This is a genomic window from Pseudomonas sp. 44 R 15, assembly GCF_900004965.1.
In the GTDB taxonomy this organism is placed as follows: Bacteria; Pseudomonadota; Gammaproteobacteria; order Pseudomonadales; family Pseudomonadaceae; genus Aquipseudomonas; species Aquipseudomonas orientalis_A.
The window spans coordinates 94,839-110,947 of the sequence record NZ_CVTU01000108.1 but is presented as its reverse complement, the minus strand read 5'-3'; the positions used below and the strand labels follow the sequence as shown (position 1 = coordinate 110,947).

At 60.7% G+C, this 16,109-nt stretch carries 7 protein-coding genes; 1 reads left to right on the top strand and 6 read right to left on the bottom strand.

The genetic code is table 11. The annotated features are described in order from the left end of the window. Positions 1–16 precede the first annotated feature (16 nt). From BFP93_RS19905 to BFP93_RS19885, 5 genes are all read right to left on the bottom strand, one after another. Positions 17–3,307 (bottom strand): transglutaminase family protein, encoded by a 3,291-nt coding sequence (locus BFP93_RS19905; RefSeq protein ID WP_065894519.1) that lies wholly within the window; start codon positions 3,305–3,307, stop codon positions 17–19. A gap of 187 nt (positions 3,308–3,494) precedes the next feature. Then, positions 3,495–3,944, bottom strand: coding sequence for a hypothetical protein (locus tag BFP93_RS19900; RefSeq protein ID WP_065894517.1), 450 nt, complete (start codon positions 3,942–3,944; stop codon positions 3,495–3,497). 226 nt (positions 3,945–4,170) lie between these two features. Beyond that, the gene (locus BFP93_RS19895) at positions 4,171–4,620 is read right to left on the bottom strand and encodes a hypothetical protein (RefSeq protein ID WP_065894515.1); all 450 of its coding nucleotides are present in this window, start codon (positions 4,618–4,620) and stop codon (positions 4,171–4,173) included. Next, positions 4,617–5,549 carry an NAD synthetase gene (locus tag BFP93_RS19890; RefSeq protein WP_065894513.1) on the bottom strand — a complete coding sequence of 311 codons (933 nt, stop codon included), beginning with the start codon at positions 5,547–5,549 and terminating at the stop codon, positions 4,617–4,619. Before BFP93_RS19890 ends, BFP93_RS19895 begins: the two co-directional genes overlap by 4 nt. Before the next feature lie 209 nt (positions 5,550–5,758). Continuing rightward, positions 5,759–8,062, bottom strand: coding sequence for a YgiQ family radical SAM protein (locus BFP93_RS19885; protein ID WP_065894512.1), 2,304 nt, complete (start codon positions 8,060–8,062; stop codon positions 5,759–5,761). Between the two features lie 313 nt (positions 8,063–8,375). Between BFP93_RS19885 and BFP93_RS19880 the strand changes: the two genes are divergently transcribed. Next, on the top strand, positions 8,376–14,678 hold the full coding sequence (locus BFP93_RS19880) for an NEL-type E3 ubiquitin ligase domain-containing protein (protein ID WP_065894511.1): 6,303 nt from the start codon (positions 8,376–8,378) through the stop codon (positions 14,676–14,678). Between the two features lie 13 nt (positions 14,679–14,691). Here the strand turns inward: BFP93_RS19880 and dnaB are convergent, their stop codons facing one another. Further along, a complete protein-coding gene (dnaB, locus tag BFP93_RS19875) occupies positions 14,692–16,089 on the bottom strand; it encodes a replicative DNA helicase (RefSeq protein ID WP_003188079.1) in 1,398 nt (465 codons plus the stop codon). Between the last annotated feature and the right edge of the window lie 20 nt (positions 16,090–16,109).

The window sequence follows — 16,109 nt, the reverse complement described above, 5'->3', positions numbered from 1 at the left end:
ACATTTGGATTGTCATTCAATCATTTTTATTAGGGAAGCGGCGCAGATCCAGCGTCATCGGCAATTCATCGTTCACCACCACAGTCGGCACGCAGAGCTTACCTGGACTATGCCCCAAGCGGAAAAACCGCGCCATCCGCCGGCTCTCGGCTTCATTGGCATTCACCGGCAAGCTGTCGTAATTGCGCCCGCCCGGATGGGCCACATGGTACTGGCAACCGCCCAGCGAGCGCTGCATCCAGGTGTCCACCAAGTCGAACACCAGTGGCGCATGCACCGCGATGGTCGGCTGCAGGCAGTTGGCCGGTTGCCAGGCGCGGTAACGCACCCCGGCGACAAACTCGCCGACGCGGCCGGTCGGCTGCAGCGGCACCGGGATGCCATTGCAGGTCAGTACATAACGTTGCGGTGCCAAGCCGCTCAACTTCACTTGCAGACGTTCCAGGGATGAGTCCACATAGCGCACCGTACCGCCGACCGCGCCCTCCTCGCCCAGCACATGCCAGGGTTCCAGGGCCTGGCGCAGTTCCAGCTCGATACCGCTGACGGCATAGTCGCCGACCTTGGGAAAACGAAACTCCAGGTGCGCGGCAAACCACTCGGCGCGCAGCGGATAACCGGCGGCATTGAGCTCGGCGATCACATCGGCGAAGTCCTGCTCGATAAAGTGCGGCAACAGGAAGCGATCATGCAGTTCGGTGCCCCAGCGCGCCAACTTCGGTGGCGCGTAAGGTTCACGCCAGAACCGCGCGACCAGCGCCCGCAACAGCAACTGCTGGGTGAGGCTCATGCGCGCATGGGGCGGCATTTCAAAGGCGCGCAGTTCCAGCAGGCCCAGGCGGCCGGTGGCGCCATCGGGGGAATAGAGCTTGTCGATGCAGAACTCGGCGCGATGGGTATTGCCCGTGACGTCGATCAGCAGGTTGCGCAGCAAACGGTCGACCAACCAGGGCGGGCATTCTTCGCCCGGCGCGGGCATTTGCGCAAAGGCGATTTCCAGCTCATACAGCGCGTCGTTGCGCGCCTCATCCACTCTCGGCGCCTGGGACGTGGGGCCGATAAACAGGCCGGAAAACAGATAGGACAGCGAGGGATGGTTATGCCAATAACTGATCAAGCTGCGCAGCAGATCAGGCCGGCGCAGAAACGGTGAATCCTTGGGCGTGGCGCCGCCCAGCACGAAATGGTTGCCGCCGCCGGTGCCGGTATGACGACCGTCGATCATGAACTTTTCCGTGGTCAGGCGGGTTTGCCGCGCCTCTTCGTAGAGGAATTCGGTGCGCTCCACCAACTCGTCCCAGGTGGCGGACGGCTGCACGTTAACCTCGATCACGCCGGGGTCCGGCGTCACTCGGAAATTGCTCAGGCGTGTATCCGAAGGCGGTTCGTAGCCTTCCAGCAGCACCGGGCAATGCAGTTCTTCGGCGGTCGCCTCGATGGCGGTCACCAGCTCCAGGTAATCCTCGACGCGCTCCAGCGGCGGCATAAACAGGTACAGGCGTCCTTCCCGCGCTTCGGCGCACAGCGCAGTGCGGGTGAGCCAGTCGGCGGATTCATCGACCTGCGGCATGCGCTCATCACTCGGGGCCGGCTCGTCATGACTGTGCAGTTGGGCAGTGGTCGGCAGCGCCGGTTGGTCCTGATTCGGGTCGGTCGGATGCACAAACGGATATTCCGCAGCCGTCACCCACGGCTGCGAGGCCAGCGGCAGTCGATAACCCAACGGCGAATCGCCCGGCACCAGGCGGCAATGGTTGTCGCGCAGGTACCAGCGCCCGCTCTGCCAGCGATCATTGGCGGCGGTGCGCGCCAGCGGCAGCACCTGGCCGATGACTTTATCCAGGCCCTGGTTGAAGACTTTGCGCAGGCGCTCGCGCTCCAGGTCATCGCTCAGGCGCGGGTCCTGGGCGGTGACGTTTTGCGGTAGCGCCCCCTCGCGCCACAGGTAGTAAAAATTGTCTTCAAACGCGGGGAACACAAAACGGGCCGGCAGCTTGAGACGCTCGGCGACACTGGCCAGGAAGCGCCCGGCCAGTACGCCATCCGCGCCGTAGTCGGCTTGTTCATCGGCGATCAACGCGCTGTTGTGCCAGATCGGCACGCCGTCGCGGCGCCAGTAGCAGTTCAGGGACCAGCGCGGCAACTGCTCGCCGGGGTACCACTTGCCCTGGCCGAAATGCACCAGGCCCTGCGGCGCGTAGTGCCTGCGCAGGCGCTGGAACAGCTCGGCGGACAAGCGACGCTTGTCCGGGCCCAGGGCGGCGGTATTCCATTCGGCGCCGTCGGGGTCATCGATAGAGACGAACGTCGGTTCGCCGCCCATGGTCAGGCGCACATCGTCCCTGTGCAGGTCAGCATCAATCTGCCGGCCCAGGGCCTGGATCGCCAGCCATTGCTCTTCGGTGTAGGGCTTGGTCACCCGTGGCGCTTCCCAGAGGCGCTCCACCGACATCTCGTGGCTGAACTCGCATTCGCACGGCTCAACCAAGCCACTGATCGGTGCCGCAGAAGACGGATCGGGACTGCAGGCCAACGGGATATGGCCTTCACCAGCGAACAAGCCCGAGGTGGCGTCCAGGCCGATCCAGCCGGCGCCGGGCAGATACACCTCGCACCAGGCGTGCAGGTCGGTGAAATCCACGTCGGTGCCGGAGGGGCCATCCAGGGCTTTGACATCGGCGGTGAGCTGGATCAGATAGCCGGAGACAAACCGCGCCGCCAGCCCCAGGTTGCGCAGCAACTGCACCAGCAGCCAGGCCGAATCGCGGCATGAGCCCGAGGCATTTTCCAGGGTGAACTCCGGGGTTTGCACCCCCGGCTCCATGCGGATCAGGTAGCCGATATCGGCGGCCAGGCGCTGGTTGAGTCCGACCAGAAAATCCACGGCCGGCAGCGGCGTGCGGTCGATACCGGCCAGGTAGGCGGCAAACTTCGGCGTCAGCGGCAACGTTTCCAGATAGGGCGCCAGTTCGCGCTGCTCATCGGCGGCATAGCTGAAAGGGATGTTTTCGGCGTAGGGCTCGAGGAAAAAATCGAATGGATTGAATACCGCCATCTCGGCGACCAGATCGACCTCTACGCGCAGCTCGTCAGTCTTTTCCGGAAATACCAGACGCGCCAGATAATTACCCTGGGGGTCCTGCTGCCAGTTGATAAAGTGCTGCTCGGGCAGCACCTTCAGCGCATAGGACAGTATCCGCGTGCGGCTATGGGCCGCCGGGCGCAATCGCACAATTTGCGGGCCGAGTTCGACAGCACGGTCGTAGCGGTAATGCGTAACGTGGTGCAACGCGACATGAATCGACACGGCGGCCTCCTGCGAGCCAGGGCATGGGCACGACGCGCGCAAGACTTATGCCAGAGCGGCGGTCATTGCGCTTTATCGTGGGAACCGCCGCAGTACAGCACCAAAATGGCGCCAACGGTGGCGTCATGGTGCGAAGGCTGCACATATTTATGGCGAACGCCTGGAGGGAGGTGGTGAATCTACCCAGTCATGGGGCCTTGTGCCTGGCGCCGATGGCTTGCCGCAGGTGGCGAATTTTAACCAATTTGGCTCGCATCTCTCGCTGCCCCTTGCTGTTGAGTATCAGCAGCCCGAACAGTGGAAAAACCAGCGCCAACCCATAAAGAACAGGATGAGGGGCGTATTGGAACATCGGCAACACAAACAGCAGGCAGGCCACGTAGATACCGACCATCAACCATGTCCAAGAGGGTTTGCCGCGCAAAATCATAAAGTTGCTGTGCACCGTCAGCAGCGTGAACACGGCCCCGGCCAGCATGATCTTGCGCCCGACTTGCGCAAGGGGCGCATCAGCAAAATAGGTGACGAACGCCAGCGCCATGGCCAACGCCAATGAAAAATACGCCGCAAATACGCCGCCCAGAAATGTCAGAAAGTAATGCCTGAAAAAGTCCCGGAGCGTCATCAGTTCGCCCATTCTTTTACTTCCTCGTACAACTGAACCGACGCTATCGGGGGCAAGCCCCCGATAGCAATCTGATAGGCGCCACCATACCAAACAGGCTCAGCACCTACCACAAAGCGAAACGCCAACCCGAGACTGGCGTTTTACAGGCCTGCGCGGCCGCCTGGTTTAGCGCGAGATCGTAACGCGGGCCAGACTTCCTGGTGAAGGTGCGAACACAGGTGGTGAATCTACCCAATCAACGGGCTCTACGCTGGGCAACGACGGCCTGTCGCAAGCGCCGTATTTCATGTAGCCGCTGACGCATTTCGCGGTGGCGCTTGCTGTTGAGCAACAGTAAGCCCAGCAGTGGGAACAAAACCGCCGAGCCGTACACCAGGCGGTTGAGGTCGTACTGAATCATCGGCAAGACGAACAACAGGCATGCGCCGAGGTATCCCGCCACCAGCCTGGCCGCCCAGGAATAGCCACGCGCGATCATCACGTTGCCAAACACCAGCACCACCACCAGCAGCAGAATCGCAGCCCCCGAATAGCTGGACTTGAGCGCTGGCTCTACCCCACGCAAATAGGTCACGCCCGCAGTGGAAACTGCGACTGAGCCGGAGAAGATCGCCATGAAGACGGTGCCCATGAACACCGGAAAATAACGGGCGAGAAAACTGCGCATATCGGGGAAGCCGCTCATTCGGTCAAATCCTCGTACAGGCCGATCGCAATGGTGCTGGCCGTACCGACATGCCCGGTTCGATAGCTACCGGCGATACCCAATAGGCCGCCCAGCGCATCTTTCAATTGGGTCAGCGTGGCGTGGCGGATTTCGGTGGAGCTGTAGCTCTTGGTCAGCTTGCCGGCGCGCTGCTGCAGCTTGAGCAACTTGGGCGTCAGGCTCGGATCGCGCAGGCTGAGCAACTCCTTGGTCAATTTCTTGCGTTCCTGACGGCTCAGGCCCTTGAGCAGCTCATACCAACTCTTACCCAACGCGGCGGCCTTGTTGGCTTTGAGCAGCCTGACCGTGGTCAAGGCCCCCGTGCCGATCCCCACCAGCGAGGCCGCATCGAGGATGGGCGAAACCGCGCCATACCATTCGGCGTCGTCCATGCGGTCGTTCGCATCGGGATCAAGTATTTCGTTATAGGTACGCGCCACGCCAAATCCGCATTGGGCGCTGCTCGCCAGCGCCGCAGTGACGCCGATACCCACCACAAACGCACTGGCACCCGCAGTGAACGGCACAGCGACGCTGCCGCTGAATACAACGATCCAGCCGATCACCGCTGCGCCACATGAAAGGCCCATATCAAACGCCTCTTTCCTCAGACGTCCTTCGCGGGGGTCGGTCTTCACCTGCTCTACAAACTGTGCGGGCGAGATGTATTTCTGCGCCTCGCGCAAGATGATGCGCTTGGGCCTGATACTGCAGATGGGCTTGAATTCGCGCAGAGTGATAACGTTGAGGTCAGCGTCGATATACACAACGCCAGCCCCGACGATGCCCGGATCGGCGTCGATAGCTGCAAACAACCGCGGCAGGTTGATCTGACTTTCAATACGCTGGCGCGCCATGAACTGGGAGCGGTTGGAGTCCATGCCGATGCTGAGCAGGGGGTTGCTCATGGGGGTGATCTTCCTTGAAGGGGGTGACGGAACTGACGCTATCGGGGGCAAGCCCCCTCCCACATTTTGAATGTATACACGCATCAACGTGTGGGAGGGGGCTTGCCCCCGATAGCAATCTGATAGGCGCCACCATACCAAACAGGCTCACCACCGACTAGAAAGCAAAACGCCAGCACGAGGCTGGCGTTTGGCATGTCAGGCTGCGATCAACGCGGCACCACCGGCTTGCGCACAGGCTTGCCGCCTTTGCCCTTCGCCGCATCGGTACGTTCCTTCGCCGCCTGTTTGTTGCGCGCCTGCGCCGCCGCCTTGGCTTGCTCGCGCTTGTCCCACGGGTTGCTGCCATCACTGCCACGCGGTGGCAGGCCGGTGTGCTGGGTGAGGATTTTGGTGGTGGTTTCCCTGGCGACCTTGTGGCTGCCGGCCGGCGTCGAGTTCTTGCGACGCGCGCTCTGGTAGCTGTCGGTGCTCGGCTGGTGCAGCGGAATCAGTTGGTCCTTGCCCGGCCCGATCAGGTCGGCGCGGCCCATGCGGGTCAGCGCTTCACGCAGCATCGGCCAGCCCTTGGGGTCGTGGTAGCGCAGGAACGCCTTGTGCAGGCGGCGCTGCTCTTCGCTCTTGACGATGGTCACCGCATCGCTCTTGTAGGTGACCTTGCGCAGCGGGTTCTTGCCCGAGTGGTACATCGCGGTGGCGGTGGCCATCGGCGACGGATAGAACGCCTGCACCTGGTCGGCACGGAAGCCGTTGCCCTTGAGCCACAGGGCCAGGTTCATCATGTCTTCATCGGTGGTGCCGGGGTGAGCGGCGATGAAGTACGGGATCAGGTACTGTTCCTTGCCCGCTTCCTTGGTGTACTTCTCGAACATGCGCTTGAACTTGTCATAGCTGCCGATGCCCGGTTTCATCATCTGGTTGAGCGGACCTTCCTCGGTATGCTCCGGGGCGATCTTCAGGTAGCCACCGACGTGGTGGGTCACCAGTTCCTTGACGTATTCCGGCGACTCAACGGCCAGGTCGTAACGCAGGCCGGAGGCGATCAGGATCTTCTTCACACCCGGCAACGCACGGGCGCTGCGGTACAGCTGGATCAGCGACGAGTGGTCGGTGTTCAGGTTCGGGCAGATGCCAGGGAACACGCACGACGGCTTGCGGCACGCGGATTCGATTTCCGGGCTCTTGCAGGCGATGCGATACATGTTCGCGGTTGGCCCACCGAGGTCGGAGATCACGCCGGTAAAGCCCGGCACCTTGTCGCGGATCTCTTCGATCTCGCGAATGATCGACTCTTCGGAACGGTTCTGGATGATGCGGCCTTCGTGCTCGGTGATCGAGCAGAAAGTGCAGCCGCCGAAGCAGCCACGCATGATGTTCACCGAGAAGCGGATCATGTCGTAGGCCGGGATCTTCTCCTTGCCGTACGCCGGGTGCGGGACACGGGCGTAAGGCATGCCGAACACGTAGTCCATTTCTTCGGTGGTCATCGGAATGGGCGGCGGGTTGAACCACACGTCGACTTCACCGTGCTTCTGCACCAGGGCGCGGGCGTTGCCTGGGTTGGTTTCCAGGTGCAACACGCGGTTGGCGTGGGCGTAGAGCACTGCATCGCCACGGACTTTTTCCACCGAAGGCAGGCGGATGACGGTCTTGTCGCGGGTCATGCGCGGGCTGGCCAGGATCTGTACGACCTTGGCTTCTTCCGGGTCGTCCACCGCGCCTTTTTCCTGCTCGATGGCGCAAGCCTGGGTGTCCTGGGTATTGACGTACGGGTTGATGATCTTGTCGACCTTGCCCGGGCGGTCGATGCGCGTGGAGTCCACTTCATACCAGCCCGCCGGGGTGTCACGGCGAATGAACGCGGTGCCGCGCACGTCGGTGATGTCTTCGATCTTATGGCCCCACGACAGGCGCTGGGCCACTTCGACGATGGCCCGCTCGGCGTTGCCGTACAGCAGGATATCGGCGGTGGCGTCGATCAGGATCGAGTTGCGCACACGGTCCTGCCAGTAGTCGTAGTGGGCGATGCGGCGCAGGGAGGCTTCGATACCGCCAAGCACGATTGGCACGTTCTTGTAGGCTTCCTTGCAACGCTGGCTGTACACCAGGCTCGCACGGTCCGGGCGTTTGCCGGCCATGCCGCCAGGGGTGTAGGCGTCGTCGGAGCGGATTTTCTTGTCGGCGGTGTAACGGTTGATCATCGAGTCCATGTTGCCGGCCGCGACGCCGAAGAACAGGTTCGGCTCGCCGAGCTTCATGAAGTCGTCTTTGGACTGCCAGTTCGGCTGCGCAATGATCCCGACGCGAAAGCCCTGGGACTCCAGCAGCCGGCCGATGATCGCCATGCCGAACGACGGATGGTCAACGTAGGCATCACCGGTGACGATGATGATGTCGCAGGAATCCCAGCCAAGCTGATCCATCTCCTCCCTGCTCATCGGCAGGAATGGCGCAGGACCGAAACATTCGGCCCAGTACTTGGGATAGTCAAATAACGGCTTGGCTGTTTGCATGACGGTGACCGGTGTTGAGATGAAAAATCGCGGGCGCGGAATATAGCACAAATTTTGACCAATTCCGACGACAGTGGTCGGCTTTTAGCCACGCCGCGCCCGACGGCGCTTATAGCCCGGTTTTGCTGGTGGCAGGGCCCGCATGGGGGTGCTGATCACTCGTCGTCATTGACGGTGCAGCGGCCGGGGCGTTTTCAGCGCACAGCTTTATGCACCGCTTCTTTCGATACTGTCCGCCCTAATGTCGCTCGGTCCTTTCAACAGAGCGCCTGCCAGGCTGCCATGCCAAGCGCTCTCTTCCTGAGCACACACCATGACCAACTCAGTCACCCCTGATGCAGAGCAACCTGCATTACTCACCAATGCAAGCTGGGCCGAACAACAGATTTATCAGCTGATACAGGAAAACGTAACCGCCTTCATGGGCAAGATGGGCGTGGATGAGCAAAAAGAATACCTGCGCCTGAGCAAAGAGCTGGTGGAGCGCGAGCAAACCCTTGGCAACGCCCTCACAGCTCTTTACGACGACCTGAGCCAGCAAATGGTCGACGCTCTGGAGCGCGCGCTGAAGAGCAAAACCGGCACGGCCATCAATTCGCGTACTACCTACCTGAAGACGCGGATCCGGCAGTTGCCGGTCTCCCCGGATGACCTCCCCGCCAACGATCGCCTGGGCAACAACGTGCGTATCTACAAAGAGGACCTGGGCGTACGTGAGTACGAACGCTCGATCACCTTGCTGGAGGCCGCGTATCGCAACTTCGGGTTTACCGCGTATTTCTCCACCGAAGAACAACGCGCCAGCTCTATCAGCGGCGACGTCATCAGCGTCAAAGAGTTCGTGGGCGTGGCAAGGAGCGTGGACATCGGCAAGCGCATCAGCGACTACATCGAAAAAGAGTTCATGAAGCGCCTGTCCACCCCGCTCTCCGGCCTGCAAGGCACCAAGCTGCTGGTCGCTTTGAGGGACGCCTATCGCACCAATGAGTCCTGGAGTATCAGCGAGCGGGAATTCAATGACCTCAAAAGCTGGCTGTTCGACACCAGCGTGCATTGGGACCTCTACCAACTGGACGCCGGCGGCGACAAGATTGCCTTGCCGTTTTTCACTCGTCGCTTTGATACGCCAGACGGTTCTTGCGTCTACAGTTATTTCCCGGACCGCCCCAACGGCGCACTACGGCGGCACGCCTCTGGGCAAGAAGCCGTGGACGCCCTGCAGAACCAGATCCGCAACGACGTGGGGCTGGCACACTTCAGTTGGTTCATGAAGGCCATCTCCCTGAACAATCAGGAAAAGCTGCGAGCCTTCATCAAACCGCTGAATGTCAACCGGGACGACCTCTCCTGGCACGCACGGATCCTGTACGACCTGTTTGCCAGCAAGACCCCAAACAGGCAAAAACTGGCGGTGGAAAAAATCGGCACGGACATCCGCAGCCTCGCCCTCACCTTGCCGATCTACCAGTCGTGGCCAATCCAATCGGACCTTATCCGACTGGCGCGCACCAATAAAATGGCGGACCGCGAGGCCGCCGTTAAGTTGGCCACCTATCTGGTCAGCGAGACCTTGTCGATGCTGCTGATTCCGCTCCCCGGTGGCGTGACCGGCTTGGGCAAAATCATGCTGGTCGCAATGCTGGGCACCCTCGTCTACCAGACCTGGTCTGCCATTGTGGCGCTGCGCCGAGGCCAGCAGGCAGAGCTGGTGCAAGCCGTCGGCGACATTCTTGACCTGCTGGTGGGGCTGCGTTTACAGGGGGCGGCGGCCAAGTTGTCTGCCCGCCGCACCCGTCGGTTGATGAGCGCGCTGGGCAACCCCAACTACGCTATTGCCACAGACGGCAAGCCAGGGTTGTGGTTCATCAACGACTACACACAAATCGACCCGAACTACCTGACAGGACTTGAACAAAACCCTCAAGGCCTGTTTGAAAAGGGCGGCCGCAGCTACATCAAGCTGCAGGTCGACAACCAAACCAAATTCGCCCAGGTCACCCTCGAGAAGAGCTCCGGGCGCTATCAACTGGACATGCCGGGCTCTTCAAGCATTCACCCCTATGTCACTTACTCGGCCAAACATGACCGCTGGACACTCGACTCCATCGATACCCGCGCGCTGAACGAAGCCCAATTGCTGCAGCACATGATCTCGCCCAGCGAACTGCCGTTGAGCCCGACCGCCAGCAAGCGCGCGTTGGATGTCGCAGCCGTTGATCGCCAGGAATTGCTGGATATCTGGTTCGATCGCCGGCCCGGCCCTGTCGCCTTGACACAAGCCATCGAGAATCAGCAACTGCGCGAAGGGCTCACCCAGCTGCAAACAGCGCTAGAGCGCAGCGATGGCCCGCTGCCGCCCATCGCCGACCAGATCATGCCTGCACTACTGGCAGACCTGGGCACCTGCACGATCAAGCTGTACACCCCTGACGGCAAAACCTTGCTGTCCAGCTACACCCCGGTGCTCGCGCCCCACACACAACCGTTGGCCACCATCGAGCTGCGCCAGGAGGGGCGTGATCGTTACCTGGCACCGGCATTTGGCTCGCCGGTCGGCTCACTCATGCAACAGGTCTTGCAGGAACATGAACGACTCATCCCGGGTAGCACGTTGGGTCAGGCAGGTCACGGCAGTGAAGCGCACCACCTGGCGAGCCGATTGCTTGAGCTGAGAAAAAAACTCGCGGCACACCTTCAGACGCATCAAGCAGCCGTGTATGAGGCGTTACGCGATGGCCGACTGCGCGACCACATGAATGCACAACATCCAGCCACTCGGTTTGCACCCACGGCACTGTTTGAGCAGACAGCCGGTGGTGACCCCGCCATCAGCCTGTTGCGGCGTCGCTTTCCGGACCTGTCACGAGCAATGGCCGCAGATTTGCTAAGGCTTCATCCCGCATTACGCGACATCGGCCTTTACTCGTTCCTGGAGGCTCCAGTACGCGAAGCCATTCACAAGAGTATTCAACAAAGCACCATCACTGAGGCGCTCAACGCACTTTCGGACCCGAGCGGCCTCGGGCTCAACGCGCACAGCCAGGCCCTGTTCTGCAACCTGCTGACGCTCTTGCCGGGTTGGCCGAGCGACCTCGGTGTAAAGGTTTACCAAGGCGCCACCGATCAGACCGGGCGGATCACCCACCGAGGCTCACTGCTGGAAACCTATGGGAGCGAAGACGCAGACAGCTTCGTCATGCTGGTCAAGTCCGGCACTGAATATGCCGGCTACCTACAGGGCAGTGGCGAACTGAAAACGGCCGTCGCCGGGCAGAACAGCCTACTCGGCGCCACCCTGCGCGCGCTCACCGAAACCCAACGCAATGAGTTGGGCCTTGAGCCCCACGACATCGCCGTGCTGGCCCAGGACGTGCTTGAACAGGCGCGCGTACAACAGGCGCATCTGCCGCAATTCCTCACACCTTCGCGGGAGGCGCCGCTATCAACCTCAAGCATCAGTGCTTTCCGGATACCCCACTGGCATGTGCCAGACAATGCCGATGCAGACGGCATCCACGCCATGGGCGAGCGTCGATACGTGACCATCGACAACGGCACCTACCGGGTCATGCTCGACCGCGACGCTTCCTCGGCGACTGGCAAAGTCTGGCGCATCGTCAAACCGGGCGATCCGGTAGCAATGGACGAGGCTAACGTCTACAACAGCAGCCGCCTCGGTGAAAGCCATGCCATCCGGCGCAACGCCGCCAATGTGTGGGTCAGCGCCCTCGTCGGTGCTCCGGGGGGTGTACGAGGCGAATGGCATGACTGGTCGTTCTTTCGGCAATTGGCCGACAGTGCCAGCGCCCTCTTGAATCAACTGCGCAGTCCGCAGCGGCGAGTACACACACTGTTTCCGTCGTTTGACCAGGGTCAGATCAACGCCTTTATCCAGTCTCTGGGCAACGACATTGCTGGCGGACTGGCTCGACGAGAAACCGAATACAGAACCCTCGGCAGGGAGTTGAAAGCATGGCGGCATGCGAACGCATCCGAATCTGCAAGCTGGCCCAGGCTCGCTACCGATGAGGTCAAACGCTGCTGGCGTCGTGAGACCGGGACATCACTCAGGATGCCGCCGGGTACGGCTGCGCTTCCTGGACTGAAAGCCGACTTCAGCCATGTACGGAAGTTGGATCTTGTGTCGATCAACTGGTCGGACGGGGCCGATACGTTCCTGGGCAATTTCTCCAACCTGGAGCGACTGAGCATCACCCACTCCAAACTCGACAAGCTCCCCACAGCGGTCAGCGAAATGAGCCATTTGACCTCGCTGAACGTGAGCTCTAACCAGATCAGGCTGGATGTACCCAGCGCTGAAAAATTGGCCGGCCTGGCCCAGCTTGAACATATCGATCTGTCGGAAAACCCGCTGGGGATAACACCCGATTTCAGTGGCATGCCGAAACTGCAAACCCTGGACCTCAGCAGTACACAGATCGATCAATGGCCAACAGGCCTGCTGAGTCAAACCAACCTGAAAAGCGTCAAACTGCTCAATAACCGCCTGCGCGCAGTGCCTGAAACCTGCCTGAACCCACCGACCGATCAATTGGAAGCCATCGTCCGGATCAATAACGTCACGCAGCTGCAAGGCAATGACTTCCCCGCTAAATACTGGAGAAAATTCGACAGCTATTGGCGCAATCTGCATGAAAACCATCCGAACCTGATCAACAACGCAATCGACAGCGCGTTTGACTGTGGCAATCCAAGGGTTGAAAGATATCGGCGGATGTATCCGGGCAAGAGCATCAAGCAAAGTCGAGAGTTTCTCTGGGGGCTCCCCAAAGGAACAGTGGCGGCAGAGCTGGACAGGCTGGAACTTGAGTTCAATCAACTCCAATCACAGTTGGACGCCTGGGCCTTTTCGGGAGGCGTTCGCCGTCAGGGCTACGTTCGCGCAGGCCAATTGGCAACCAATGCAGTGACTCGGGGGGATCGCGACATCGCTAAAGCTCGTATTCTGAGTTGCTGGAGACGAGAAACACCACAGATGCTGGCCAATGACGGCACACCGATCGGCCTGCAACTCGATCTCAGTGGACTGACACTGCCGAGCCTGCCAGACCTTGACGTAGACTTCAGCCACGTAGGCTCACTCAAGCTGGATAATATGAACCTGAGTGTTTCCCCGGAAAGCTTCCTGACGCGATACCGACACGTACGCTGGCTGAACCTGGCAGACAATCAGCTCAGGGACCTTCCCCCGGCATTGGGCGAGATGCACGGCCTTACGCGCTTGTATCTGCATAACAACCGTATTCGCCTGACCCCGGACACCGCCCGCATCCTGGCGGAACGCGTCACGCTCAGAGCGCTCTTGTTACAGGGAAACCAACAGCTCGGCGTGACCCCCGACTTCAGCCAGATACCCGATATCCGCTCGATTAATCTGTCGGGCACAGGCATTGAGACATGGCCGACGGGCCTGGCGGAGCAGCCGCTGCTGGACACGATCAACCTGAATGCCAACCGGATTACAGAGATCCCTGACGCCGTCATCGCGCCTACAGATGCGCTCCTGGCCCAGGCGGCCCGACTCAATAACGTGACCTCTGTTACCGGCAATCCATTGTCCGATCAGACGTTGACGCGGGTCGCGCAATACGCAGAACGGTTGATCACAGCCGGGCTCGCCCAAGTGGGGCAGCCGAACCGTCTAGTGGTCACATCCACCGAAAACAGGTCACCGGCACCCTTTAGAGATCGGGGCGACGAGTCGTTTCGACGCTTGACCAACGGACTGGCCTCCGCCCAGGTTTCCGCCAGGCGGGCGCAATGGAATATGCTGCGCGAACAGCAGGGAGCGGAGCCTTTCTTCGACCTGCTCAGGCGCCTGGAGCAACTGGGTACGGGCCAGCAGGATCACCGGCGAAGAGTCTGGGAGTTGATCGACGCCATCTCCGAAAACAGTCCGGAGTCCGAACAGCTGCGCAGAGAAGTTTTCGATCGGGCCGGCGAACCTGCGTGCTGCGACCGAGCGGCGTTCTCGTTTGGCAACCTGGAGGTCGCGGTCCTGGTATACAGGGCCCTGAGTCAAGCCATGGACCAATCACAAGGCAAGGCGCTGTCGGCATTGTCCAGAGGGCTGTTCCGTTTGCACGAAGTGGACAAGTTCGCCTCAGCCGACATCCAGCGCAGCGAGATGATCGTCAACGATCCGACGGTATCGGAAGAAGGGAAACGCCCCCATCGCCTGCGCCTGAGTGAGGAAGTCGAGATCAGGCTGGCTTATCGCTACGGTCTCAAGGATCGCCTCCAGCTGCCCGGACAGCCTCAGCGGACGGCCTTTACCCAGATGGGTGACGTCACTCAGGACAGGCTGGATAGCGCTTATGAAAAAATCGTGGCCCTGGATAATTCACCTGAGGAATTCCAGGCACTGGTTTCCAGGGAGTTCTGGCAGGTCTATATAACCAACAAATACCGAGCGCAATTCGAAGCGCAGCGCCAACCCGCTCAGGAACGATTGAATGCATTACGTGACAGTTTTGTCGCCGGACTGCTGCCGGAAGCAGACTACAAGAAGCAAACCGATGACGAGCAGGCCCAGCTCGCTATCGAAGAAGCCGAGCTGATCCAGACACTGACTCGGCAAGTGCTGGCCGAATGATCCCGGCCAGCGGTTACTCGTCGTCGTCGAAGTTGTAACTGCCCGGCGCCAGGTTCTCGAAGCGCGTGTACTTACCGATGAACGCCAGGCGAATAAAGCCGATCGGGCCGTTCCGCTGCTTGCCGATGATGATCTCGGCGATGCCCTTGTGTTCCGTTTCGGGGTGGTACACCTCGTCGCGGTACACGAACATGATCACGTCAGCATCCTGCTCGATCGCCCCGGATTCGCGCAAGTCGGAGTTCACCGGGCGCTTGTTGGGGCGTTGTTCCAGGGAACGGTTGAGCTGGGACAGCGCAACTACCGGGCAGTTGAATTCCTTGGCCAGGGCTTTCAGGGAACGGGAGATTTCGGAAATCTCGTTGGTACGGTTGTCGCCGCTCGAACCCGGGATCTGCATCAACTGCAGGTAGTCGATCATGATCAGGGCGATGTCACCGTGTTCACGCACCAGGCGGCGGGTACGCGCACGCATCTCTGAAGGGCTGATACCGGCGGTGTCATCGATGAACAGCTTGCGGTCGTTGAGCAGGTTGACCGCCGAGGTCAGGCGCGGCCAATCGTCGTCTTCCAACTGGCCGGAACGCACCTTGGTCTGGTCGATACGGCCGAGCGACGAAAGCATACGCATGATCAGCGATTCGCCTGGCATCTCGAGGGAGTACACCAGCACCGCCTTGTCGCTGCGCAGTACGGCGTTTTCCACCAGGTTCATTGCGAAGGTGGTCTTACCCATCGACGGACGGCCGGCGACGATGATCAAGTCGGACGGCTGCAGGCCGCTGGTCTTCTCGTCGAGGTCGGTGTAGCCGGTGGAAATGCCGGTAATCGCCGCATCCGTGTTGAACAGGGTATCGATGCGGTCGATGGCTTTGGTCAGCAGGTCGTTGACGCTGACCGGCCCGCCGGTTTTCGGACGGGCTTCGGCGATCTGGAAGATCTGGCGCTCGGCTTCGTCGAGGATTTCGGCGGCGGTGCGGCCTTCGGGGTTGAAGGCGCTGTCGGCGATTTCGGTGCTGATGCCGATCAACTGGCGCAAGGTGGCGCGCTCGCGGACGATCTGCGCATACGCCTTGATGTTGGCGACGGACGGCGTGTTCTTCGCCAGCTCACCGAGGTAGCCCAGGCCGCCGACCTGGGAGGTCTGGCCTTCCTTGTCCAGTTGCTCGGCCAGGGTCACCACGTCGATCGGTGAGTTCTGGTCGGCCAACTTGGCGATGGCGCGGAAGATCAGGCGGTGGTCATGGCGATAGAAGTCACCGTCCGAGACTTGATCCAGCACGCGTTCCCAGGCGTTGTTGTCCAGCATCAAGCCACCGAGCACGGCCTGTTCGGCCTCGATGGAATGCGGCGGCACCTTCAGGGCAGCGGTTTGCAGATCGTATTGCTCAGGAGCGGAGATTTCGTTCATGGCCACTTGAAATTTGGGGT